This is a genomic window from Catellatospora sp. TT07R-123, from assembly GCF_018327705.1.
Classification (GTDB): domain Bacteria; phylum Actinomycetota; class Actinomycetes; order Mycobacteriales; family Micromonosporaceae; genus Catellatospora.
Map to the genome: position 1 here is coordinate 4,014,375 of NZ_BNEM01000002.1, position 24,468 is coordinate 4,038,842.

Sequence of the window (24,468 nt, forward strand, 5' to 3'; positions counted from 1 at the left end):
CCCCGCCCCGCCCCCGTCAGGCCACGTCTTCGGAGGAGTGGCCGGGGAACAGGTGGGCGCTGGGGTCGATGACGATGGCGGCGTTGTTGACCGCGGTGGCGGCCTCGCCGAAGCCGGTGGCGATGAGGCGGACCTTGCCCGGGTACTCGACGATGTCGCCGGCGGCGAAGACGCGGGGCAGGTTCGTGGCCATGGTGGAGTCGACGAGGATCTGGCGCTTGCTCAGGTCGAGGCCCCAGTCCACGAGCGGGCCGAGGTCGGCGGTGAAGCCGAGGGCGGCCACGACGACGTCGGCCGGGATGATCTCCGTGCCGTTGAGCTCGGCCGACTCGACCCGGTCGGTGCCGATCAGGCGGGTCACCTGGCTGTTCACCACGATGCGCACCGGCAGCGCGCTGACCCGGGCCACGGTCGCGGCGTGCGCGCGGAACTTGTCGCGCCGGTGGACGAGGGTGACGCTGGCGGCGATCTCGGCCAGCGCGAGCGCCCAGTCGAACGCCGAGTCGCCGCCGCCGACGATGACGACGTGCTTGCCGGCCAGCACGGCCGGGTCGGGCACGAAGAAGATGACGCCGGTGCCGGTGAAGCCCGCGGCGGCGGGCAGCGGGCGCGGCGTGAACGAGCCGAGCCCGCCGGTGATCAGCACGGCGCCGCAGGTCAGGCTGGTGCCGTCGCCGAGGCCGAGCACGGGCAGCTCATCGGGATAGGCCAGGGCCGCGGCCTGGACCCCCAGCCGGTACGACGGGTTGAAGGCGCCCGCCTGGGCGACCAGGTTCGCGATCAGCTCCCGCCCGCGCACCTGCGGGAACCCGGCCACGTCGAAGATCATCTTCTCCGGGTACATCGCCGTCACCTGCCCGCCCGCCTCGGGCAGGGCGTCGACGACCAGGGTGCTCAGGCCCCGGAACCCGGCGTAGTACGCCGCGAAGAGGCCGGTCGGGCCGGCTCCGATGATCGCCAGATCGACATCCGCCGTGCTGCGCTCAATCATGGGGTGAACCTAGTCGCGCGCAGGCTGCTCCTCAATGGCCGCGCGAATATCGTCTGCGAAGCGGGACACCTGCGTGTAGACGCCCGGGTACGCGGCCCGGCCGCATCCGACGCCCCAGCTCACGATGCCGACCTGCACCCAGCGGGTGCCGTCGCGGCGCAGCAGCGGCCCGCCCGAATCCCCCTGGCAGGCGTCCCTGCCGCCGTTGCGGACGTCGCCCGCGCAGATCATGTCGGAGGCCACGAACGGGTAGCCCTTGCTGCGGAACATGCTGCCGCAGGTGCCGTCGCCGACGAACGGGACCTGGACCTTGCGCAGGTAGCGCTGCTGGGACAGGGCGCCCTCGCGGGTGGCGCCCCACCCGATCACGGTCATCGCGCCGCCGTCGAGCGCGGTGCCGGTGGGCAGCGCGACGGTCGGCAGGTCGAGCGGGTCGGCGAGCCGGATGAGGGCCCAGTCGTCGCCGCGGGTCACGTCGGAGAACCCGGCGGCGCGGTACACCCGCTCGCTGCGCACTTTCTGGATCTTGCCGGAGCCCAGGTCGGGCGAGCCGGCGCTGATCACGAACGACGAGGTGGCGCCGCTGCGGCCGGAGCAGTGCGCGGCGGTGAGGACGTACCGGGAGCTGACCAGGGTGCCGGCGCAGCCGTTGTTCAGCCGTACCACGAAGGGGAACTCGGCGGCGCCTGCCCGCACCCCGCCGACGATCTCGATCTGCGGGGGTTCGTCGGGTCGCGCCTGCGCCGCCGTCCCGAACCCGGCCAGCCCGACCACCATGCCCACGACCAGCGCCAACGCCCGCATAGCCCCAACCTCCGCCGTCCGAATTCACCCGATATTAGGGGTTGGACGGCGGAGTTGCGGTCGGACTTGCCGGGCGGGCCGGAGCGGGTCCGGTCAGTACCAGTTGCTGTCCACGGAGTGCTGCCACGCGTTGCAGGGGGTCGTGTAGCGCCGCTTGATGTAGTCCAGGCCCCACTTGATCTGCGTGGCGGGGTTGGTCCGCCAGTCGTCGCCGAACTCGGCCATCTTGTCCCCCGGCACCGCCTGCGGGATGCCGTACGCGCCGGAGCTCTTGTTCTCCGACTTGACGTTCCAGTGGGACTCCTTGGTCCACAGCTTGTCCAGACACGGCATCTGGTCCAGGCCGAAGCCCTGGGAGAGCAGGATCGCGCAGCCGATGGCCTTGTTGCCGCTGAAGGAGTTGCAGCTGGCCGGGATCGGGCCGTAGTTCTGGGTGCGGCCGGTGCCGCGGCGGCTGGCCTCCCGCTCGGCGGCGGCGGCGCGGGCGGCGGCGAGGCTGGCCTCGCTCTGGGCCCGCTGCTCGGCCAGCGTCTGCAGGGCGCGCTCGTCGGCGGTGGCGGCCAGCCAGCCCTCGATGTGCTCCTTGAGCATCCGCTGCTCGGCCGCGGCGGCGGCGTCCAGCCGGCTCGCGTTGGCCGCGCCCGCCTGCTCGTCGTGGAACCGGTCCACGTAGAGACCGCCGGCGACGCCGCCGACGAGGGTCAGTGCGGCGACGATCCGCAGCAGGATGGCGCCGCGAGGGGTAGCGCGGCGGCGGTGGGCACGGCGGGGCCGAGACACGGCGGCGTCCTTTCGCCAGCTGCCCGCGTGCCGCGTCCGGTGTCAGGGGGTGTGTCGGGGGTGGACGGGGCCGGGCATCGAGGGATTCCGGCCCAGCCTTACCCAGCGGGCCGGGATCCGCCGCCCCCGCCCGGGCGACTGTGATCCCGGCCACGCCGCAAATCGTCTCTTATCCGGGCGTGTTCACTCCTCCAGCAGGTCGGTGACCACTTCGGCGATGGCAGAACGCTCCGACCGGGTGAGGGTGACATGGGCGAACAGCGGGTGCCCCTTCAGCGTCTCGATCACCGCGGTCACGCCGTCGTGCTTGCCGACCCGCAGGTTGTCGCGCTGGGCCACGTCGTGGGTGAGCACCACCCGCGACCCGGCGCCGATGCGCGACAGCACGGTGAGCAGCACGCCGCGTTCCAGCGACTGCGCCTCGTCGACGATCACGAACGCGTCGTGCAGGCTGCGGCCGCGGATGTGGGTCAGCGGCAGCACCTCCAACATGCCCCGGTGCAGCACCTCGTCGCGTACGTTGTCGTGCACCAGCGCGCCCAGGGTGTCGAAGACGGCCTGGGCCCACGGCGACATCTTCTCGGCCTCGGTGCCGGGCAGGTAGCCCAGCTCCTGCCCGCCCACCGCGTACAGCGGCCGGAAGACGATCACCTTCTTGTGCCTGCCGCGCTCCATCACCTGCTCCAGCCCCGCGCACAGGGCCAGCGCCGACTTGCCGGTGCCCGCCCGGCCGCCGAGCGAGACGATGCCGATGCTGTCGTCGAGCAGCAGGTCCAGTGCGATGCGCTGCTCGGCGGAGCGGCCGCGCAGGCCGAACGCCTCACGGTCGCCGCGGACCAGCTTCACGGTCTTGTCGGTGTGCACGCGGCCCAGCGCCGAGCCGCGCCCCGCGTGCAGGATGAGTCCGGTATGGACGGGCAGGCCCGAAGCCTCGTCCAGGTCGATGCCGTCGCCGGCGTACAGGGCGGCCATCTGCGCGTCCGACAGGTCCGCCTCGGCCAGCCCGGACCACGTCGGGTCCACAGCCTGGTCGTGGCGGTACTCGTCGGCCTGCAGGCCCACCGCGGCGGCCTTGACCCGCAGGGGCATGTCCTTGCTGACCAGGGTGACCAGCTCGCCCGCCTGCGCCAGCCCGAGCGCCACGGACAGGATCCGCGCGTCGTTGCTGTCGTTGCGGAAGCCGCTCGGGAGCAGCTGCGGGTCGGAGTGGTTGAGCTCCACCCGCAGCGTTCCGCCGGCGTCGTTGACCGGAAGCGGAACGTCCAGCCTTCCATGCCGTATCCGCAGATCGTCGAGCAACCGCAGGGACTGGCGGGCGAACCAGCCGAGTTCCGGGTGATGCCGCTTGCCCTCGAGTTCGGAGATGACCACGAGAGGAAGCACGACGTTGTGCTCGGCGAAGCGACGGATCGCGGCAGGGTCGGCCAGCAGCACGGAGGTGTCGAGTACGTAGGTGCGTATCGGGACATCGACCATGACTTACGCTAACCGCCGCGCAGCTGTTTGGCCAGCATGTTGGCGCTGATCAGCCACTTACCGCCACCGATACGAGCGTGTTTCACGTCCCGTACCGGTGGCGACAGGCATCAGCGGGCTGTAGCCGGGTCAGTACCAGCTGTTGTTCTGGAAGTGGCTCCAGGCGCCCGCGGGCGTCTTGTAGCGGTTCTTGATGTAGTCCAGGCCCCACTTGATCTGAGTGGCCGGATTGGTCTTCCAGTCGCCGCCGAACTTGGCCATCTTGCTGCCGGGCAGCGCCTGCGGGATGCCGTACGCGCCGGAGCCCTTGTTCTCGGCCCGCGCGTTCCAGCCGCTCTCGTGCGTCCACAGCTTCACCAGCGGCGGCATCTGGCTGTACGCGAACCCGAAGGTCGGCAGCAGCTTGCACGCGGTCAGCTGGTTCCCGCTGTAGGCCTTGCACGACGTCGGCGTGGCCACCGCCGGCGGCTTCGGCGCGGCGGGCTTCGGGGTGCCGTGCGTCGCGGTCGGCTTCGGGTTCGGCTTCGGCTTCGCCGAGGCGGCGAGGGTGGCCGCCGGGGCGGTCTGCGGCACGCGCGGCGGCAGCGACGGCGTCGCGGTCGGCGTCGGCTCGGCCGACGGGGTCGGGGCGGGGCTGCGCTCGAAGTCGCGGCTGTACTGCTGCGCGGCGGCGTCACGCGCGGCGAGGTCCACTGCGGCGGGCTCGTCGGCCGCGGTCAGCCGCCAGGCACCGAAGCCGAGCAGCGCGGCGCAGAGCACGCCGGCGGCGATCTTTCGCGAGTGGACCGCGAACCGCCGGGGGCCGCGGTGCTGGGTGAGGCGATGGCGGGTGCTGCGCGTACGGGGTGTCGACACGCGTCGGTCCCTTCGTCGGGGGTTCCGCGCCCAAGCATTGGGGGTGGGGCGCCGGGGGTGGCGCGACCTGCCCGGGGAGGCAAACGCGCTGGTCGCAGACCTTGCCGAAGTCACCGACAGCTGACAAGTTCGTCACGACGATCGTGACACTCGTCACATTTTCAACAGGAGTGCAGGTAGAACGAGGGTAGGAATCGGACGGCAACTATGCGTCACATTGTGGTAACGGGGTCGCTCGGCGGCCTCCGTGGCGGGGGGCAGGGCCGGGTGATCGCCACTTGCGGTCCGGACATCGCCTTCAGGGCCGCATTTTGACCGAGGACGACGATCACCCACCCGACACGCCGTGAAGATCGCCGCTTCCGGCCCGATCGCTACGTGCGACCGCGCGCGACAGGGCGACGTGGGTGCGGGGGCGATGGGGAGGGGTGACGTGGGGGCGGGCGGGCTCGATCAGGTGCCGAAGCGGCGCTGGCGGCCCGCGTACGCCCGCAGGGCGCGCAGGAAGTCGACGTGGCGGAAGTCGGGCCAGTTGAGCTCGCAGAAGTAGAACTCCGAGTGCGCCGACTGCCAGAGCAGGAAGCCGGACAGCCGCTGCTCGCCGCTGGTCCGGATGATCAGGTCGGGGTCGGGCTGGCCCCGCGTGTAGAGGTGCTCGGCGATGTGCTCGACGTCGATCAGCTCGGCCACCTCTTCGATGGTGGCACCCGCCTTGGCGTGCTCCTGGAGCAGCGAGCGCACCGCGTCGGCGATCTCCCGGCGCCCGGTGTAGCCGACCGCGATGTTGACGAACGCCCCGCCCTCGCGGCCGCCGGTGCGGTTCTCGGCGGCCTTGAGCGCCGCGGCGGTCTCGGCGGGCAGCAGGTCCAGCGCGCCGACCATCCGCAGCTGCCAGGGGTTGCCGTCCTCGGCCAGCTCGGTGACCAGGTCCACGATGATCTGCAGCAGCGGGTCCAGCTCGGCGGCGGGGCGGCGCAGGTTGTCGGTGGCCAACAGGTACAGCGTGACGTGCGCGATGTCGGCCTCGTCGCACCAGCGCAGCAGCTCCTTGATCCGGGCTGCGCCGACGCGGTGGCCGTCGTTGGGGTCGACGTAGCCCATGTCGCGCGCCCAGCGCCGGTTGCCGTCGCACATGACGCCGACGTGGCGGGGCCGGGGCTTGCCCGCCAGCAGGGACGTCAGGCGGCGCTCGTACACCGAGTAGACCAGATCGCGGAGTTTCATCCTGCGCAGCCTAACGCTGCCGAAGCTGGTCAGCGCGGCTGCCAGGCATCGGGGACCGTGGTCAGATCTCGGACGGCATCGGGCAGCTGGCCGCTGACGGCCTGCGCGAGCGTCACCTCGTCCACCACGCTGCGGACGGCGGAGCGCACCGCGACCCAGACCAGGGGCAGGTGCAGGGCGGTTCCGGTGTAGCTGGTCTGCTCGGGGCGGTGGCCGCGTACGCCCGCGAGCGGGCCGTCGACGGCGCGCAGCACCATGCCGATGGTGATCTCCGAGGGCGCCATGCTCAGGCAGTAGCCGCCGTCGGCGCCGCGCACGGCGTGGATCACGCCGCTGCGGCGCAGGTCGGCCAGGACCGCCTCCAGGAACTTGCGGGGCAGCCCCTGGGCGTCGGCGAGGGCCTGCGCCGAGATGGTGTTGGGGTACGCGTTGGCCAGTTCAAGGGTCGCCCTGACCGCGTAGTCGCCTCGCGCCGAGATCTGCACGCTCCCATCATGCCCGCAGGCCCGCCGACGATGTCAGCGGGCCTGCGGGATGTGAACAGTTGTTGCCGAAATATGAACGGCCTGGCGGGCTGCTACGCGTCGGCGACGCCCAGGCGCGCCTTGAGCGCGTCCAGCTCCGCCCAGAGGACGCCGGGCAGCTTGTCGCCGAACTTCTCGAACCACTCGGTGATCTGCGGGATCTCCTGGCGCCACTCGTCGGCGCGGACCTCCAGGGCCAGCTCGACGTCGGCGGCGGGCAGGCCCAGGCCGGTCAGGTCCAGGTCCTGCGCGCGCGGCACGAAGCCGACCGGGGTCTCGACCCCGCCCGCCTCGCCCTCCAGCCGGTCCACGACCCACTTGAGCACGCGCGAGTTCTCGCCGAACCCGGGCCACAGGAACCGGCCGTCGTCGCCGCGGCGGAACCAGTTGACGTAGAAGATGCCGGGCAGCTTGTCGGCGTTGCCGTCGGCGCCCTTGCCCATCGCGATCCAGTGCCGGAAGTAGTCGCCGGCGTGGTAGCCGATGAACGGCAGCATCGCCATCGGGTCGCGCCGGACCACGCCGACCTGGCCGACCGCGGCGGCGGTGGTCTCGCTGGACAGCGTCGCGCCCTGGAAGACGCCGTGCACCCAGTCGCGGGCCTGGCTCACCAGCGGGATGGTGGTCTTGCGGCGGCCGCCGAACAGGATCGCCGAGATCGGGACGCCGTTCGGGTCGTCGTACTCGGGCGCGAGGATCGGGCACTGGGTGATCGGAGTGCAGAACCGCGAGTTCGGGTGGCTGGACACCTGGTCGGAGTCCGGGGTCCAGTCGTGGCCGTGCCAGTCGGTGAGGTGGGCCGGGGGCTCGCCCATGCCCTCCCACCAGATGTCGCCGTCGTCGGTGCGGGCGACGTTGGTGAACAGCGAGTTGCCCGAGGCGAGCGTGCGCATCGCGTTGGGGTTGGTCTTCCAGTCGGTGCCGGGCGCGACGCCGAACAGGCCGTACTCGGGGTTGACCGCGTAGAGGCGGCCGTCCTCGCCGAAGCGCATCCAGGCGATGTCGTCGCCGAGGGTCTCGACCTTCCAGCCCGGGATGGTCGGCTCCAGCATGGCGAGGTTGGTCTTGCCGCACGCCGACGGGAACGCCGCCGCGATGTAGTGGACCTTCCCGGCGGGGTTGGTGAGCTTGAGGATGAGCATGTGCTCGGCCAGCCAGCCCTCGTCGCGGCCCATCACGCTGGCGATGCGCAGGCTGTAGCACTTCTTGCCCAGCAGCGAGTTGCCGCCGTAGCCCGACCCGAACGACCAGATCTCGCGGGTCTCCGGGAAGTGCGAGATGTACTTGGTGGGCGAGCACGGCCACGGCACGTCGGCCTGGCCCGGCTCCAGCGGGGCGCCGACCGAGTGCAGCGCCGGCACGAACTCGGCCTCGGAGCCCATGGCCTCCAGCACCCGGCTGCCCATCCGGGTCATGATCCGCATGCTGGCCACCACGTACGCCGAGTCGGTGATCTCGACGCCGAACATCGGGTTCTCCGCGTTGAGCGGGCCCATGCAGAACGGGATCACGTACATGGTCCGCCCGCGCATGCAGCCGCGGTACAGCTCGGTCATGAGCTGCTTCATCTCGGCGGGGGCCATCCAGTTGTTGGTCGGGCCGGCGTCGGCGGAGTCCACCGAGCAGATGAACGTGCGCTCCTCGACCCGCGCGACGTCGGACGGGTCGGTGCGGGCCCAGAAGGAGTTCGGCCGCTTCACCGGGTCGAGCTGGAGCAGGCTGCCCGCGGCGACGAGCTCGCCGGTCAGCCGCGTCCACTCGGCTTCGGAACCGTCGACCCACACGACGCGGTCGGGGGTGGTGAGCTCGGCGACCTGGCGCACCCAGGCGATGAGCTTCGCGTGCTCGGTCGGGTGCTGGTCAAGCCCTGCGATGACTGCCGGCGCGGTCATGGAAAGTTCTCCTCCTGGTCGTCTTTGACCGACGGATACGACAGAGAAACGGCCGGTGGCCGCCTGTCGTCCCGGGATGTGGGCTCAGCGTAAGCCCGGCAGGGGGCCGCGAGCCCGCTCCAGCTTGTGAATAACTGCACAAGCCTCGGTGCGACTGCGCTCTCGCGCTCGGTTCTTCGGCGAACCGCGCACGTTCCCGCAAATCCTTTCTCTCGCCTCATGCGGCACGGGCGCCCCTCCCGGCCGGGCGACCGCACGGAAATCACTCGGCCCATACCCGTCACCAGGCGCACCCGAACCTGGTTAACCGACTTCACCACGGTTTTGGCATATTCCGCAAATCGGGTGATTGGTCTAACGTCCGTAGCAGCCGTTCGAAAATCGGACATTCCCCCCGGAGGCGGCCGTGACCACTGCGTATGACCCTGCCCTGGATCGGCTCGATCCACACAGCGACCACCACCTGATCTCCCTGGTACGAGGGGGTGACACCGGCGCCTACGGGCTGCTCTACCGGCGCCACTACGACAGCGCCAGGCGGCTGGCCCGGGTGCTCCACCACGACGCCGCCGAGGCCGACGACCTCATCGCCGAGGCGTTCGCCAAGGTGCTCGCGGTGCTGCGCGGCGGCGGCGGCCCGGACAGCGCGTTCCGGGCCTACCTGCTGACGACCATGCGGCACGCCCGCTACGACCGGGCCCGCCGCGAGCACCGCGTCGAGCTCACCGACGACCTCACCCGGTACGAGACCGCGCAGCCGGTCGACGACCCGACCATCTCCCGTCTGGAGACCTCGTACGCCGCACGCGCCTTCGCCCGGCTGCCCGAGCGGTGGCGGGCCGTGCTGTGGCACACCGAGGTCGAGGGCGAGACCCCGGCCCAGATCGCCCCGCTGCTCGGGCTCACCCCCAACGGCGTGGCCGCGCTGGCGTACCGGGCCCGGGAACGGCTGCGCCAGATGTACCTGCAGGAGCACATCGCCACCACGGGCAACCCGCGCTGCCACTGGACCGGCGCGCACCTGGCCGGATACGTGCGGGCCGCGCTGGCCCGCCGCGACCGGACCAAGGTCGAGGAGCACCTGACCGGCTGCGCCGAGTGCCGCCGGCTGCACCGCGAGCTGACAGAGGAGAACAGCGGCCTCCGGGGGGTGTTAGCGCCCGTGCTGCTCGGCGCCGCGGCGGCGGGCTACCTGGCGAGCGCCGCCCGACCCGGCCGTATCCCCGTGAATCTGCGCGGGCGGGTCGCCGCCGCGGTGCAGGACCGGGCGCGCACGCTGCGCGCCCGGGGTGCCGTCGCGGTGTCCACGCGGGTCGCCGCCTGGTGGTGGCTGGCCGGGGCGCCCCGGCGGCTGACGGCCCGGTTCGGGCTGGCCAACGTGGCCGCCGGCGCGGGGGTGGCGGTCGCGGCGCTGGCCGGGGTGCTGGTGTTCGCGCTGATGACCGCGTCGCCGGTGACGGTGCGGCGGCCTCAGGCCATACCGGTGCCCGCGCCTGCCGGACCCGCGCCCACCGGCATCCTGCCCTCGGCCGCGCCCACCGGCCCGGCGACGGACGTGCCGTCGGCGGCCGCGAGCAGCCGCCCGCCGCGGCCGTCGCCGACCGGCGCGGCGTCGCCACCGGGCGCGACCGAGCCGGTCGCCCCCGCCCCGGCGGTCCCGGCGGCGCAGACCGATCCGGCAGCCGCCGACCTGGCCGCGGGCGGCCGGGGCACGCTGCCGATCCCGGTGCGGGCCCCGGGCACGCCCGAGCAGACCGCGGCCCGGACGGGTGGGCCGGTCGCGGCCGTGCCGGTGGTCCTGGCCGCCGATCCGGTACGGCTGGAGGTCACCCTCCCGGTCGGCGTGCACCTGATCGCCGCCGACGCCGGCGACGGCTGGCGCTGCGAGACCACCGTCGGCGGGGCCGCCTGCGCCAGGGCCGCGCTGCGCCCCGGCCAGCTGTCGACGGCGAGCCTGCCGGTCGAGGTGGACAAGGAGGTCAGCGGATTCCAGCCGGTCGCGACCATGGTCGACTTCGGCGGCAGGCGGCGCGCCGCCGCGTTCCGGGTGCCCGTCGCCCCCCGCGGCATGCACGCCGGGTACGCCGCCAGCGGCCGGGTCGACGTGTCGCTGGCCGGCAACACCCTGCTGTCCTGCTCGCCGCGCCCGCAGTGCTTCCAGTCCGACGACAACAACCTGCTGTCCATGCTGCCGCTGCTGCCCGGCCCGGCCGAGCCGCAGGCACCGGACGGCCTGTTCGACAGGGGCGGCCCGAAGGGCCCCGACGGCCGCATCGGCGAGCTCGCCGGCCCGAAGGCCGCCGCCGGAGCGCGGCTGATCCTGCCCAAGGGGGCGAAGGTGCGCTGGGCGGGCCTGGTCGTGGCCACCTCGTCGGACGTGTTCCCGCAGACCGTCGCGCTGCACGGGCCGAGCGGGCGCTGGCACCCGGTCGAGGTGCGGTTCGGGCACGGCGCGTCCGGTCCGTCGCTCACCCAGGGCTTCGCCGACGTGACCGACCTGGTCCGCGGCGGCGGCGACTGGTGGCTGGCGGCCCCCGCCGACCGGCTGCCCCAGGGCAGCGGCCAGTACGCGGGCTGGACCCTGACCGTGGTGTACGCCCACGACCGCGCCCCGCACGCCGAGGCCGCCGTCTACCTCGGCCCGCGCGCCGGGCACGGCGACGACGACGCGACCGTCGCGCTGGGCCCCGGCGGCCAGGTCAAGATCGGCCTGGCCCTGTGGGACGGCGACCTCGGCATGGACGGCGACTCGCTGTACATCGGGGACGCCCAGGTGGGGGTCGCGGGCAACCTCGCGGGCGGGCGCAACACCAGCGCCGCCGCGCTGGCCTGCCGGCCCGACCCGGCCCGGTGCACCTGGCGCACCCCCGGCGTGGACGTGCTGTGGCTGGGCGCCCCGGCCGCGCCCGGCAGCACCGCCCGCCTGCGTACGGGCGGCGACCCGCTGGAGGTGGGGGTGCTCGCGGTCGTCACCGGCTCCGCGCAGCTCGGCGACCGCGACGCCGACGGCCGGTAAACTCCCTCATGTGACCCCTGAACCAGCCGCCGGCCTGCTCCCCCGCCTCCTCGACCGCTTCCGCCACCTGCTGCGGGAGCTGGGCAAGTTCGGCGTCGTCGGCGGTCTCGCCTTCCTCCTCGACTTCGCGGTGTTCAACCTGCTGCTGTCGACCGGCTGGCTGGCCGCGACCCTCGTCTCGACGACGGTCGCGGCCACCGCCGCGTTCCTGGGCAACCGGTACTGGACCTGGCGCCACCGCGAGAGCGCCAGCCTCGCCCGGGAGTACGGCCTCTACTTCTTCTTCAACGCGGTCGGCCTCGGCATCAGCCTGGCGGTGCTGTGGTTCAGCCACGACGTGCTCGGCGGCGCCTGGCCGGAGGTCTTCCAGACCCGCCTGGCCGACAACGTGTCGAAGATGCTCGTCGGCAACGCGATCGCGACCGTGTTCCGCTTCTGGGCGTACCGGCGGTTCGTGTTCACCGGGCCGCAGGTGGAGGCGGCCCAGCCCGCCCCCGCGCAGGCTTCCGCAAGGTGAGATGGCACGCATCCGGGGTTGCGGAACCTGCCGTCCCGATTCATCTCGCGTAAAGTGACCGAGTGCACCGTGACCAGATGATGTGGGACCGCTTCCTGCCGGCCCGACTGCGCCGGCTCGGCCCGGAGGCCCTCAAGTTCGCCGTCGTGGGCGGTGCCAATACGGTGATCAACTTCCTGGTGCTCAACGCACTGGTGCTCACGATCTTCCCCGGCGGCGAGCTCAAGGCCAACGTCGTCGCCACCATCGTGGCGATGGTGACGTCGTACCTGATGAACCGGCACTGGACCTACAAGGACCGGTCGAAGGACGGGGCGACCCGCGAGTTCATCATGTTCGCGATCTTCAACGCGGCCGGCCTGGTCATCGAGCTGGCCGTCATGGGCGCCACCAAGTACGCGCTGGGCCTGACCAGCCTCTTCGCCCTGAACGTGGCCAAGTTCTTCGGCCTGGGCCTGGGCACGATCTTCCGCTTCTTCACGTACCGCACGTTCGTGTTCGCGCCGAGCAACACCGTGGCGGTCGGGGCCGACGGCGCCGACATCGACCTCGGCCCGGCCCACCTGCACGTCGCCGACGTCGAGGAGCTGCTCGACGCCGAGGCCGCCGCCACCACCGCGGCCGGCGTGCCGGTGCCCGCGCAGGTGCACCGCGACGACTTCGCCCGGCTCACCGCCCCGCTGGAGGCCGAGTTCGCGGCCGAGGCGGAGCAGCTGGCCGCCCTGGACGCCGAGCTCAGCGACGCCAAGCTCTCCGACGAGCTGACGCGGGCCAAGCGGCGCCCAGAGCGGTAACCGCGGACTACTTCTGGTTCTCCTCGGCGCGGGTCTCCTGCGCCGGCGGGATGTACTTCGGCCGCTCGTCGTCGTTGTACGAGTGGTGGTCCCGGTCGGCCTCGACCAGCTCGTACAGCGTGGTCTGGACCTTCTCCACGTGCGGGATGTCGGTCAGGATCGACTGTCCCCGCTCGCCCGCCGACTCGATGGTCAGCGTGCCGCAGCCCAGCATCCGCTCGATGAACCGCTGGTTCATGGAGTGGTCGTTGACGCGCGACAGCGGGATGTCCCGGCGGTCACGGGAGAACACACCGGTCTGCAGCAGCACCCGCTCGTTGGTGAGCACGTAGTGCGTGGTGCGCCAGACCAGCCACGGCCAGAACGACAGCCACGCCACCGCCACCACGGCCAGGCCCGCGATGATGTAGATCAGCACCTCGTTGTCCAGCAGGACCAGCCCGGTGATCACCGCCGCCAGCGCCAGCACCAGCACCGCGACCGGCCGGATCATGGCCTTCCAGTGCGGGTGCAGGTCGAGCACCACGTGTTCGCCGTCGGTCAGCACGTCCTCGGGGAACGCCATTCCCTTGCCTCCTAAGTCCCGGGCCGTCCGCACCTGCGCGACCGCCCGCGAGCAGGTTAGTGCGGCGACACCACCATCCGGAATCCACCGTCGGTAGCCCGTCACCTTTCCGTCTCATCACCGGTGCGTCCCGCCACGACGCACCCCCGGTGAAAGACGACCCCGACACCCCGAAGACGGCCCGAGCCCTCCCCCAACCCCGCTTTTTCATAAACGTTGGCCTATCTCATCGAGAATGATCTACGAATAGTCGATGTAATAGGCCAACGTCTATGAAAAAGCGGGGCCGGACGGCGTACGGAGGGTGGATTCCGGCCAGAGGCGGCGATCAACCGCCGGTCACCCGTGGAGGTCGACCCGAACCCGGGTGCGGCGAGGTCAGCGCAGGTGGACGACGTCGCCCGCCGCGATGTGGCGCAGGGTGCCGTCGGTAGCGGCCACGACCAGGCGCCCGTCGGTGTCCACGGTGGTCGCGGTGCCGGTCAGGCTCGACCCGTCCGGCATCGACACCGACACCTCCCGCCCGACCGAGCCGCACAGCCGCACATACGCCTCGCGCACCCCGCCGCGCTCCGGGTCGCCCTTCGCGTCCTGCCACTGCCGGTACCGCTCATACAGCCGCCCCAGCAGCTCGCCCGCGAGCTGCGTCCGGTCGACCGAGTGCGCCTGCTCCAGCAGCAGCGAGGTCGCGGGCAGGCCGGACGGCGTGACGGGCAGCTCGTCGGCGCCCAGCGTGACGTTGAGCCCGATCCCGATCACGACCGCCCCGGCCTCCGGCACCTCGGCCAGCAGCCCCGCGCACTTGCGCCCGTTGAGCAGCAGGTCGTTGGGCCACTTGAGCTGCGGTTCCAGCCAGGTCACCGCGCGTACGGCCTCGGCCAGGGCGACCCCGGCCAGCAGCGGCAGCCAGCCCCAGCGGGACACGTCGACGGTCGGGCGCAGCAGCACGCTCAGCGCCAGCCCGGCGTTCGGCGGCGACTGCCAGCTGCGGTTGAGCCGGCCCCGGCCCGCGGTCTGCGACTCGGCGAGCAGCACCAGCCCTTCGGCCGCGCCCTCGCGGGCCGCCGCCGACACGTCGGTGTTGGTGGAGCCGGTCTCGGCGACGATCTCCGGCCGCCAGAACGGCTGGATCTCGGCGTGCAGGTGGGAGCCGTTGAGCGGCGAACGGTCGGCGGTCACCGGATCACGCTAACCCGCGTGCCGGGCGCGGACCGGGGCGACGTCGGCGTCGGTGAACGGGCCGAGCCACTCCGGCAGCACGATGTCGGTCTGCCCGGTTTCGGTGGCGACCAGGCGTCCGCGCTGGATCGACTCCATCCGGTGGCGGCGGACCGGCTCGCCCGCCCCGGCGGCGGACACGGCGACCAGGCCGGGCCCGAAGGCGCCGGGTTCGGCCGGACCGGCTTGCACCCGTACCTCGGCCGCGCCCGCAGGCACGCCGCCGCGCCGCCGCGGCGCCGGCCGCTGGGCGCCTCCCGGTGCGGTCGCGGGGCGGTCGGGCCGGATCGGGTGCACCGAGCCGACCGCGCCGTCAGGCACGCCGGCGGCCGCGAGCGGGGTGCCCGTGACCGTCGTGCGGGCTTCGCCGGTGGCCGCGGCCCGGTCGCGCGCGGCGGCCGCGACGGCGGGCCGGTGTGCGAAGCGGGAGTCGGCGTGTACGCCCGGGACGCCCGTACCGATGACGGCCGGGACCGGCGGGGCCGGGTCCGCCGACCGGGCCGCGGGCGCGGCCGCCGTGACCAGCAGCGGCGCCGCACCTGCGGTCACCAGCTCCGGCGTGCGCTCCCACGCGTCCGGGGCGCCCGGGGCGGCGGCGCGGATGGTTCCGCCCGCCCCGGTGCCGGGCCGCTGCGCGGCACGCCCTGCGGCGGGCGTGGTGGTGCTGGCGGGGCCGCGCCGGGCCGGGCGCGGTCGGCGCGAGCCGGCTCCGGGGGCGGTCTGCCCGCCCGGACCGGGTCGCGGCCTGGTGGGGGATCCGGGTGTGGACACGGGCCGCCGACGCGGCGCACGGGGGCGCGGTTCGCCCTGCCACGGACGCACCACCGCGAGCACCGCGAAGCCGCCCACCAGCAGCGCAACCCCGAAGACCATCGTCACAATCGTCCTAACGACCACCCTAAACCAGACGAAACGACCACCCTCTTCATCAAGATCATTTCGTTGGGCGATCCGGACACGTGTGGCGCAGATGACTGAACGGGAGTTCAGGAGGTTCGTTAGCATCACGGCGTGACGACAACGGTGCCGAAGGACAGCAGCCAGGTGAGCCGGACGACGGCGGGCAAGCTCGCCGACTTCGACCGGCGGGTCGAGGAGGCCGTGCACGCGGGCTCGGCGCGGGCGGTGGAGAAGCAGCACGCCCGGGGCAAGAAGACGGCACGCGAGCGGATCGGGCTGCTGCTCGACGAGGGCTCGTTCGTGGAGCTGGACGAGCTGGCCCGGCACCGCTCCATCAACTTCGGGCAGGAGCGCAACCGGCCCTACGGCGACGGCGTGGTCACCGGCTACGGCACGGTCGACGGCCGCCCGGTGTGCGTGTTCGCGCAGGACTTCACGGTGTTCGGCGGCTCGCTGGGCGAGGTCTTCGGCCAGAAGATCGTCAAGGTGATGGATCTGGCGATGAAGACCGGCTGCCCGGTCATCGGCATCAACGACTCCGGCGGCGCCCGCATCCAGGAGGGCGTGGTCTCGCTCGGCCTGTACGGCGAGATCTTCTTCCGCAACGTGCGCGCCTCCGGCGTGATCCCGCAGATCTCGCTGGTCATGGGCCCGTGCGCGGGCGGCGCGGTCTACTCCCCCGCCGTCACCGACTTCACCGTGATGGTCGACCAGACCTCGCACATGTTCATCACCGGCCCGGACGTGATCAAGACCGTCACCGGCGAGGACGTGGGCATGGAGGAGCTGGGCGGCGCGCGCACCCACAACACGAAGAGCGGCAACGCGCACTACCTGGCCACCGACGAGGCCGACGCGATCGAGTACGTCAAGGCGCTGCTGTCGTACCTGCCGAGCAACAACCTGGACCAGGCGCCCGCCTACCCGGCCGCCGCCGACCTGGACCCGTCCGACACCGACGCCGTCCTGGACACGCTGATCCCCGACTCGGCCAACCAGCCCTACGACATGCACGCCGTGCTGGAGTCGATCGTCGACGACGGCGAGTTCCTGGAAGTCCAGCCGCTGTACGCGCAGAACATCATCACCGGCTTCGGCCGGGTCGAGGGCAGGCCGGTCGGCGTCGTCGCCAACCAGCCGATGCACCTCGCGGGCTGCCTGGACATCGACGCCTCGGAGAAGGCGGCCCGGTTCGTGCGCACCTGCGACGCGTTCAACATCCCGGTGCTGACCTTCGTGGACGTGCCCGGCTTCCTGCCCGGCACCAGCCAGGAGTGGGACGGCATCATCCGCCGGGGCGCCAAGCTCATCTACGCGTACGCCGAGGCCACCGTCCCGAAGATCACGGTGATCACGCGCAAGGCGTACGGCGGCGCGTACGACGTCATGGGATCCAAGCACCTGGGCGCCGACCTCAACTTCGCCTGGCCGACCGCGCAGATCGCGGTGATGGGCGCGCAGGGCGCGGTGAACATCCTCTATCGTGCGGAGCTGGCCGCCGCCGACGACCCGGTGGCCCGCCGCACCGAGCTCATCGACGAGTACGAGGACACCCTGTGCAACCCGTACGTCGCCGCCGAGCGCGGCTACGTCGACGCGGTGATCCGACCGTCGGCCACCAGGGCGCACATCGTGCGCGGCCTGCGCACCCTGGCGACCAAGCGGGAGACGCTGCCGCCGAAGAAGCACGGCAACATCCCCCTGTAACGGCAGTCATCGATCATCAGCGGTGAGTGACGCCCATGTGGCACAACGTTCACGTCGACCGTCCGGTGTGGAACGATGGCGGGATGAACCTGCCACGACGCCACACCGTGCTGGTCGACGTGGGCTACCTGTACGCGGCCTCGGGCGAGCTGGTGCTGGGCACCCCGAACCGCTCGGAGTTCAAAGTGGACGCCGAGCCGCTCATTCACGCACTCATGCAGCTCGCGGCCCAGCGGCTCGGCGAGGACCTGCTGCGGGTGTACTGGTTCGACGCGGCCCGGGACCGGGTGCCCACCATCGACCAGCGCGTCATCGCGCAGATGGCGCAGGTCAAGCTGCGCCTGGGCAACCTCAACATGCGCGGGCAGCAGAAGGGCGTGGACGCCCAGATCCGCAGCGACCTGGAGACCCTGGCCCGGCACAAGGCGATCACCGACGCGGTGCTGGTCGCCGGGGACGAGGACATGCTGTCGGCGATCGAGGCGGCGCAGAGCTACGGGGTGCGCGTGCACCTGTGGGGCGTCGAGCCGCCCTACGGCACCAACCAGGCCGAACGCCTGCTCTGGGAGAGCGACACGGTGTTCACGCTGGACGCCGACACGGTCCGGCCGTACTTCACGGCGACCGGCCGCATCCGTACGCCCACCCCGGCCGAGGTCTTCTCGGGCCGCCCGGCGATCGCGCTGCCGGTGTCGCAGGTGTCGGTGGCCCCCGAGCCGCGGCCCGCACCGTCCCGGCCGATCGGCCCGGCGCTGCCCGAGCGCGTCGACATCATCGACGTCGGTGAGTTCGTCGCGCAGAAGTGGATTCTGGCGCGGGGCCGTGACAACATCGGCGACCTGTTGCCGGGGCCGAAACTGCCGACCGTCATCGACAAGGAGCTGCTGGTCGAGGCGGAGAAGGAGCTGGGCATCTCGCTGCGGCAGTACGAGAAGGCCCGGTTGTGGGTCCGCGACGGCTTCTGGTCGCGGGTGTATCGGGAGTTCGGCATGAGCCGGCCCCACGGGGAGGGAGAACAGAGATGAGCGAGCAGGGTCCGATCCGGATCGAACGCGGCGTCCCGACGGCCGAGGAACTGGCCGCGCTGGTCGCGGTGCTGTCGGCGCGGCCCGGCGTGGCACCGGCCACACCGGACGCGGCGTCGGACTGGTGGCGCAGCGGCCTGCCCGGCGTGACCAGGCCCGGTGCGACCAGGCCCGGCGCGGGCGCGTGGCGGCGTTCGGGGTTGCCCGCCTGACGGTGTGCATCCTTGCCCGATTTCGGTAGTCTGCTAGCGCTGGAATCGGTGGGCACCCATGGCCTCGACTCGTCGGCCGCCGGCGGCACGCCACCGACTCGCCAATGGGGGAGGTAACAAGCGCCATGGGACTGCCCGAAGAGGACAAGGGACCCGCCTGGCTGCGTGACTACGGCCGCGCCAGCGGATATACCAAGGCCAGCAGCTTCACCGGGTACGACGAGGGCAAGCTCGCCGTCGAGCTGGGGGATCTGAAGCTCTTCGCCGACGTGCTGGAGAAGGAGCACATGCTCGACTACCGCCCGCACGCGCAGGTGGTGTTCGAGCAGATGGCCACGGTGACGCAGAGCCCGGACAAGCGGTTCCAGGAGCTGTGCGCCGGCATGCAGGGCCACCGCGACATGCTCGTGCAGGCCGCCGACGCGCTGGCCCGCCACGACGAGGCGGTGCTCAACCTGGTCAAGGCGACCCGCGAGATCATCAAGCAGTACGGCAAGACCGACGCGCTCACCGCGACCCGCACCTCCGACGTCAACCGGGTGCTGGCCGCCGACCCGAACGCGGCCCCGCCCGGCCAGAACGGGCAGCCGGCCACGCAGCCCGGCACGGGTCAGCCCGCGGGCACCCCGGGTGCTTCCACCATCCCGGCCGTGAACCCGACCGACGGCGCGACCACTTCCGACAATGGCGGTGACTACCGATGACGGGGACCGACTGGAACGCCGTCCCGATGCAGACCATGTGGGACTGGGTCAACGGGCGGCAGCTCAGCCCGCACTACGAGCAGGCTGACGGCTGGAAGAAGGCGAGCGAGCTCGCCGGGCTGCACCGCGACCGGCTCAAGGTCTACCGGGAGAAGCTGGCCGGGATCTGGCGGCCCGAGGGCAGCGAGGCGGCCAAGGCGTTCCTGACCCGGCTCGACGAGCTCATCGCGTCGGTGGAGAACGTCGGCCAGGTGACCGGCGGCAACTACGCGTACGCCCATGACATGCCGATCTCGATCGACGAGGCCAAGCGCAAGCTCAAGCCGATCTACGACGCGTACATGAAGTACCTCCCGGCGTCCGGCCCGAACCCGACGCGGCCGTCGGACCTGCCCAGCGGCGAGGGCACCGTCGACCAGTACCTGGCCAAGAAGCTGGCCGAGGCGCGCCGGATCATGGCCGACCTCGGCTCGTCGCTGGTCATGGCGCCGTACAACATGGTCAAGCCCGCGCCGTACGTGCCGCCGGGCCGGGGCACCGTGCTCGACCACGGCGGCGACTACGGCACGCCGCCGGCGATCGTGCCGCCGATGATCCCGCCGATCATGCCGATCCCGCCGGCGGTTCCCCCGTCGAGCTTCACGCCGACCCCGGTGCCGATGCCCGGCGGGCCCGACCTGTCCGGCCTGAACCCGACGCCGCCCACCACGACGGTGCCGGTCGGCGGCACCCCCACCACCAACCCGACGCTGCCCCCGGCGACCGGCAACCCCGGCCTGCCGCCCGGCGTCATCGGCGCACCGCCGATGACCGGCCTGCCCGCCGGAGCCCGCCCGCCGGTGATCGGCGGCGTCGGCACGCCGCTGGCCCGCGGCGCGGGCATGCCCGGCGGCGTGATCGGCGGCGCTCCGGCGGCGGGCGCGGCCCGCGCCGGCGGCGCGCGGCCGAACCCGGTCGGCGGCATGATCGGCGGCGGTGCACCCGGCGCGGCCGGGCGCGGTGCCGCCGGGGCGCGCGGCACGGCCGGGCTCGGCGGCCCCCTGGGCGGCGCGCCGGGACGTCCCGGCCAGCGCCGTGATGGCGAGGGCGAGGACCACGAGGATCCGGACACCCTGTGGAGCGTGGCCCAGGGCGTGGCGCCGGTGCTGGACGCACCGGAGGCGCCCGGCCCGGTCGACCCCGGTCCGGCGATCGGCATGTACCGGTGAGGCGAGCTCTGCGCGCGGCGGCGGTGCTGGTCACCGCCGCCGCCACCATCGCGGTGGGCGCGGTTCCCGCGCACGCCGACCGCTTCCGCGACGACCAGTGGTTCCTGGGCTACCTCGACCTGGCCAAGGCGCACGCGATCAGCCAGGGCGAGGGCGTCACCGTCGCGGTGATCGACTCCGGCGTCGAGGCGCACCACCCGGACCTGGACGGCAACGTGCTGCCCGGCGTCGACGTGGTGCCCGGCGGCGGCGGCAACGGCTGGGGCGACCTGGACGGGCACGGCACCGGCATGGCCGGGCTGATCGCCGCGCACGGCCACGGCAGCGGTGCGGGCGTGCTCGGCGTCGCCCCCAAGGCGAAGATCTTCCCGATCCGGATGGCCAACAGCGCCGGCATGGGCAACGGCGACGCCATCGTCAAGGGCATCGACGAGGCCGTGACCCGCAAGATAAAGATCATCTCGATCTCGGTGTCGGCGTTCTCCGCGGTGCCCGACGACCTCATCGACGCGGTGGCGCGGGCCCGTGCCGCGGGCTGCCTGGTCTTCGCGGCCAGCGGCAACGCCCCCGAGGACTTCGTGGTCACCGCCCCGGCCCGCTACCCCGGCGCCGTCGCGGTGGGCGCGGTCGACCGCAACGGCGCACACATGACCTCGTCGGTGAGCGGCCCGGAGCTGGTGCTCAGCGCTCCCGGCGCCGACATCACCAGCGCCAGCAAAATCAACAAGTCCGCCGGTACGCAGTACCGGCGCGGCAGCGGCACCAGCCCCGCCACCGCGATCGCCGCAGGCGTGGCGGCACTGGTCTGGTCCAAGTACCCGACGCTGACCGGCGACGAGGTGCTGGAGCGGCTGACCCGTACCGCGGTGGACAAGGGCCCGAAGGGCCAGGACCGCGACTACGGGTTCGGCGTGGTCGACCCGGTCGCCGCGCTCACCGCCCCGGCCGCGTCCCCCAGCGCCGCGCCGACCGACGGCTCGGTCGCCACCTTCGGGGCCAGTGAACTCCCCGACACCAGCGACGGCGGCGGCCTGCGGCTGGGCGTGATCGCCCTGGTGGTCGGGGCGCTCATCGTCCTCGGCGGCGTGGCCGTCGTCATCGCCCGAACAGTGCGCAGGTAGCGTTGCGGTCCATGTCGACTCGTCCGAACTTCGTGCTCGCCTCGGCCAGCCCGGCGCGCCGCAACCTGCTCGCGGCCGCCGGGATCGACGTCGAGATCATCGTCAGCGGCGTCGACGAGGAAGCGGTGGAAGCCACCACCGCCGAGGCGCTCAGCGGCGTGCTGGCCCGGATGAAGGCCCACGCCGTGGCCGAGCGGCTGCGCCACAACGCGCACCCGCACCCGCACGCCGTGGTGCTCGGCTGCGACTCCGTGCTCGCCTTCGACGGGCAGATCCTCGGCAAGCCCGACGGCCCCGAGGAGGCGGCCGAGCGCTGGCAGGCGATGCGCGGCCGCAGCGGCGTGCTGCACACCGGCCACTGCCTGATCGACCTGGCCGACGGCCGGGCGGTGCAGGGCGACGCCGCCACCGTGGTGCACTTCGCCGACATCAGCGACGCCGAGATCGAGGCGTACGTCGCCTCCGGCGAGCCGCTGTGGGTCGCCGGCTCCTTCACCATCGACGGGCTGGGCAGCGCGTTCGTGGAGCGCCTGGAGGGCGACCACACGAACGTGATCGGCCTGTCGCTGCCGCTGCTGCGCCGCATGCTGGCCGAGCTGGGCTACGAGATCACCCAGTTCTGGCGGGGCCGCTGAACCACACCGCCACGGGCATAGGCTCGCAGGCATGAGCCGGAACTTCATCACGGTCACCGAGGAGCTGCACGACTACGTCGTCAGGCACGGCACCCCGCTCGACGAGCTGCAACTGGCGCTGCGGGCGGAGACCGAGGAGGCGACCGGGTCGGCCGCGGGCATGCAGATCGAGCCCGAGTACGCCGCGTTCCTGACCATGCTCACCAAGCTCACCGGGGTGCGCCAGGCGGTCGAGGTCGGCACGTTCACCGGGATGTCGTCGCTGGCGATCGCCCGCGGCATGGCCGAAGACGGGCGGCTGACCTGCTTCGACGTCTCCGAGGAGTACACCTCGATCGCGCGGCGGTACTGGGCGCGGGCCGGGCTGGCCGACCGCATCGAGCTGCGGCTCGGCCCGGCCGCCGAGGGGCTGGCGCGGCTGCCCGAGCAGCCGTACCTCGACCTCGCGTTCATCGACGCCGACAAGGAGAGCTACCGGACGTACTGGGAGCTGCTGGTGCCCCGGATGCGCTCCGGCGGGCTGATCATCGCCGACAACACGCTGTGGTCCGGGCGGGTGCTGCACCCCGAACCCGACGACGAGGAGACCGAGGCGATCGTCGCCTTCAACGCGGCCGTCGCCGCCGACCCCCGCGTGGAGCCCGTCATGCTCCCCTTCTCCGACGGCGTGACGCTCGCCCGCATCCGCTGACCCACCCGCCCACACCACCCTGCCGCGCCACGCCCGCCCCGCCCCGCGCCACGCCCGCCCCGCCCCGCGCCACGCCCGCGCCGCGCCGCGCCGCGCCGCTCATGATCAGCGCAGTTTCGGGGAAAGTGCTGGAATCTTGAGCTTCTTTCGCACACTTTCCCCGAAACTGCACTGATCATCGCCGAGGCCCCGCGTCGGCCGCGATCGCGGCGGCAGCAGGCCGACGGCTGGAGATCCGAAATCGTGGACGCCAGGTGCTGTCATAGCGACACCCAGCGTCCACGATTCGCGATCACCACCCGCTACCGGACGTTGATCACGGTGGCGGGGTGGCGACACACCGTCGAACCCGGCCATAAGTTCATGATCAACCGGCAGGGACCGGTGCCGGTGCCGGTGCCGGTGCCGGTGCCGGTGCCGGTGTCGGTGTCGGTGCCGGTGTGGTGGTGGTGGCGAAGCGGAGGGCCAGGGCGGCGGCGGCGGCCAGGAGCAGGGGGATCAGCAGGAAGGCGGTGTGCGGGCCGACCTGGTCGGCGACCAGGCCGAGCGCGAGCGGCCCGGCGCCGAAGCTGACCGCCATCGAGTACGACGCCACCCCCGCGGCCCGGTCCGCCTGCCCCGCCGCGGCCCCCAGCGCCAGCGAGATCGCCAGCGGATAGTGCATCGCGTTGCCGAGCCCGAGCACCGCGAGCCCGGTCACGGCCAGCGCCGGGCCGGTGGCGCTCCAGAACGCGGCGAACCCGGCCAGGCTCAGCGCCAGCGCGCACAGGTACAGCGGGATCGACCGCACCCGCAGCGCGATCCGCGCCCCGAACAGCCGCCCGATGAACATGCCGCCGACCACGGCCGACATCACGGCGGTGGCCGCGCCGGGCGACAGCCCGGCCCGGTCGCGCAGCACCGAGGCGGCCCACATCGACAGCACCACTTCGACCGCGCCGGTGACCGTCATCATGGCCCAGGCCAGCCAGTATCCGGCGGGCAGCGGGCGGCGCGGGGCGGTGGCGGCCTCGGCCGCCGCGGCGACGGGGTCGCCGGCGACGCGGATGCGGCGGGCGTACGCGACGAGGGCCAGCAGGGCGATCAGGCCGACGAGCAGCCCGAACCCGGTGCGCCAGCCGAGCCCGGCGCGCATGGTGGCGCCGATGGCCAGTGGGGCGAGCAGCCCGGCGGCGCAGGCGACGGCGTTGGCCTCGCTGATCGCGGAGGGCCCGGCGGGACCGTGCCGGTCGGACAGGGCCGCCACGATGCCGCCGATCATGGTGATCCCGGCGACGGCGATGAGCGCGGTCAGCCCCAGGGTGACCGGGTACAGCGGGGGCAGGGTGACGAAGGCGAGCACGCCGAGCGCGATGACGGCCTGGCCGCCCCAGAGGACGGCGGCGCGGCCGTACCGGCGGGAAAGGACCGGGTAGAGGACGCCGCCGAGGACCGCCCCGGCCGCGATGGCGGTGCTGTGCAGGCTGGCCGCCGCGGCACTGGTGCCCTGCTCGTCACGCAGCAGCGGCATGATCGGCCCGAACCCGTAGTTGAAGTAGCCCCAGAGGCCGAGTTGCAGGTAGATCAGCCAGGTGGCGAGGTCGCGATGAAGCCGGGGCACCGTATGAAG

General features: G+C 72.7%; 23 protein-coding genes. 11 read left to right on the forward strand and 12 right to left on the reverse strand.

Annotated features, from left to right (window positions below; translation table 11 throughout):
* Positions 1–16: 16 nt before the first annotated feature.
* The 8 genes from Cs7R123_RS37715 to Cs7R123_RS37750 form a co-directional block, all read right to left on the reverse strand.
* Positions 17–991 carry an NAD(P)/FAD-dependent oxidoreductase gene (locus Cs7R123_RS37715; RefSeq protein WP_212833787.1) on the reverse strand — a complete coding sequence of 325 codons (975 nt, stop codon included), beginning with the start codon at positions 989–991 and terminating at the stop codon, positions 17–19.
* 9 nt (positions 992–1,000) lie between these two features.
* On the reverse strand, positions 1,001–1,795 hold the full coding sequence (locus tag Cs7R123_RS37720; RefSeq protein WP_212833788.1) for a trypsin-like serine protease: 795 nt from the start codon (positions 1,793–1,795) through the stop codon (positions 1,001–1,003).
* A gap of 93 nt (positions 1,796–1,888) precedes the next feature.
* Positions 1,889–2,575, reverse strand: coding sequence for a lytic transglycosylase domain-containing protein (locus tag Cs7R123_RS37725; protein WP_244872392.1), 687 nt, complete (start codon positions 2,573–2,575; stop codon positions 1,889–1,891).
* 183 nt (positions 2,576–2,758) lie between these two features.
* Entirely contained in the window at positions 2,759–4,051 is a 1,293-nt protein-coding gene (locus tag Cs7R123_RS37730) for a PhoH family protein (RefSeq protein WP_212833789.1), read from the reverse strand.
* 129 nt (positions 4,052–4,180) lie between these two features.
* A complete protein-coding gene (locus Cs7R123_RS40600) occupies positions 4,181–4,906 on the reverse strand; it encodes a transglycosylase SLT domain-containing protein (RefSeq protein ID WP_244872393.1) in 726 nt (241 codons plus the stop codon).
* Positions 4,907–5,359: 453 nt separating this feature from the next.
* Positions 5,360–6,130, reverse strand: coding sequence for an isoprenyl transferase (locus Cs7R123_RS37740; RefSeq protein WP_212833790.1), 771 nt, complete (start codon positions 6,128–6,130; stop codon positions 5,360–5,362).
* A 29-nt stretch (positions 6,131–6,159) separates the two neighbouring features.
* Positions 6,160–6,615: an Rrf2 family transcriptional regulator gene (locus Cs7R123_RS37745; protein WP_212833791.1), complete on the reverse strand. Its 456-nt coding sequence runs from the start codon at positions 6,613–6,615 to the stop codon at positions 6,160–6,162.
* A gap of 92 nt (positions 6,616–6,707) precedes the next feature.
* On the reverse strand, positions 6,708–8,546 hold the full coding sequence (locus Cs7R123_RS37750) for a phosphoenolpyruvate carboxykinase (GTP) (RefSeq protein WP_212833792.1): 1,839 nt from the start codon (positions 8,544–8,546) through the stop codon (positions 6,708–6,710).
* 406 nt (positions 8,547–8,952) lie between these two features.
* Here Cs7R123_RS37750 and Cs7R123_RS37755 point away from each other — a divergent pair, with 406 nt between their 5' ends.
* From Cs7R123_RS37755 to Cs7R123_RS37765, 3 genes are all read left to right on the forward strand, one after another.
* The gene (locus Cs7R123_RS37755; protein WP_244872394.1) at positions 8,953–11,562 is read left to right on the forward strand and encodes a sigma-70 family RNA polymerase sigma factor; all 2,610 of its coding nucleotides are present in this window, start codon (positions 8,953–8,955) and stop codon (positions 11,560–11,562) included.
* 10 nt (positions 11,563–11,572) lie between these two features.
* Positions 11,573–12,079: a GtrA family protein gene (locus Cs7R123_RS37760; protein WP_212833793.1), complete on the forward strand. Its 507-nt coding sequence runs from the start codon at positions 11,573–11,575 to the stop codon at positions 12,077–12,079.
* A gap of 77 nt (positions 12,080–12,156) precedes the next feature.
* Positions 12,157–12,873, forward strand: a complete 717-nt coding sequence (locus tag Cs7R123_RS37765) for a GtrA family protein (protein WP_212835023.1) — start codon at positions 12,157–12,159, stop codon at positions 12,871–12,873.
* Positions 12,874–12,880: 7 nt separating this feature from the next.
* On the opposite strand, the gene Cs7R123_RS37770 is transcribed toward Cs7R123_RS37765, so the two are convergent.
* From Cs7R123_RS37770 to Cs7R123_RS37780, 3 genes are all read right to left on the reverse strand, one after another.
* On the reverse strand, positions 12,881–13,438 hold the full coding sequence (locus tag Cs7R123_RS37770; RefSeq protein WP_212833794.1) for a PH domain-containing protein: 558 nt from the start codon (positions 13,436–13,438) through the stop codon (positions 12,881–12,883).
* Positions 13,439–13,816: 378 nt separating this feature from the next.
* A complete protein-coding gene (locus tag Cs7R123_RS37775) occupies positions 13,817–14,617 on the reverse strand; it encodes a biotin--[acetyl-CoA-carboxylase] ligase (RefSeq protein WP_212833796.1) in 801 nt (266 codons plus the stop codon).
* Between the two features lie 9 nt (positions 14,618–14,626).
* Positions 14,627–15,529 (reverse strand): hypothetical protein, encoded by a 903-nt coding sequence (locus Cs7R123_RS37780; RefSeq protein WP_212833798.1) that lies wholly within the window; start codon positions 15,527–15,529, stop codon positions 14,627–14,629.
* Positions 15,530–15,679: 150 nt separating this feature from the next.
* Here Cs7R123_RS37780 and Cs7R123_RS37785 point away from each other — a divergent pair, with 150 nt between their 5' ends.
* From Cs7R123_RS37785 to Cs7R123_RS37820, 8 genes are all read left to right on the forward strand, one after another.
* Positions 15,680–17,263: an acyl-CoA carboxylase subunit beta gene (locus tag Cs7R123_RS37785; protein WP_212835025.1), complete on the forward strand. Its 1,584-nt coding sequence runs from the start codon at positions 15,680–15,682 to the stop codon at positions 17,261–17,263.
* A gap of 83 nt (positions 17,264–17,346) precedes the next feature.
* Positions 17,347–18,288 (forward strand): NYN domain-containing protein, encoded by a 942-nt coding sequence (locus Cs7R123_RS37790; protein WP_212833800.1) that lies wholly within the window; start codon positions 17,347–17,349, stop codon positions 18,286–18,288.
* Positions 18,285–18,500, forward strand: a complete 216-nt coding sequence (locus Cs7R123_RS37795) for an acyl-CoA carboxylase subunit epsilon (protein ID WP_212833802.1) — start codon at positions 18,285–18,287, stop codon at positions 18,498–18,500. Before Cs7R123_RS37790 ends, Cs7R123_RS37795 begins: the two co-directional genes overlap by 4 nt.
* 125 nt (positions 18,501–18,625) lie before the next feature.
* Complete coding sequence (locus Cs7R123_RS37800; protein WP_212833803.1) at positions 18,626–19,204, forward strand: hypothetical protein; 579 nt, start codon at positions 18,626–18,628, stop codon at positions 19,202–19,204.
* Complete coding sequence (locus tag Cs7R123_RS37805; protein ID WP_212833805.1) at positions 19,201–20,412, forward strand: hypothetical protein; 1,212 nt, start codon at positions 19,201–19,203, stop codon at positions 20,410–20,412. The genes Cs7R123_RS37800 and Cs7R123_RS37805 overlap by 4 nt, the downstream gene beginning before the upstream one ends.
* Positions 20,409–21,533, forward strand: a complete 1,125-nt coding sequence (locus Cs7R123_RS37810) for a S8 family serine peptidase (RefSeq protein ID WP_212833807.1) — start codon at positions 20,409–20,411, stop codon at positions 21,531–21,533. Before Cs7R123_RS37805 ends, Cs7R123_RS37810 begins: the two co-directional genes overlap by 4 nt.
* Positions 21,534–21,544: 11 nt before the next feature.
* A complete protein-coding gene (locus Cs7R123_RS37815; protein ID WP_212833809.1) occupies positions 21,545–22,168 on the forward strand; it encodes a nucleoside triphosphate pyrophosphatase in 624 nt (207 codons plus the stop codon).
* A 31-nt stretch (positions 22,169–22,199) separates the two neighbouring features.
* Positions 22,200–22,859 (forward strand): O-methyltransferase, encoded by a 660-nt coding sequence (locus Cs7R123_RS37820; protein WP_212833810.1) that lies wholly within the window; start codon positions 22,200–22,202, stop codon positions 22,857–22,859.
* Between the two features lie 367 nt (positions 22,860–23,226).
* Here Cs7R123_RS37820 and Cs7R123_RS37825 read toward each other — a convergent pair whose 3' ends face one another.
* Positions 23,227–24,459, reverse strand: a complete 1,233-nt coding sequence (locus Cs7R123_RS37825; RefSeq protein WP_212833812.1) for a sugar MFS transporter — start codon at positions 24,457–24,459, stop codon at positions 23,227–23,229.
* Positions 24,460–24,468: the final 9 nt, after the last annotated feature.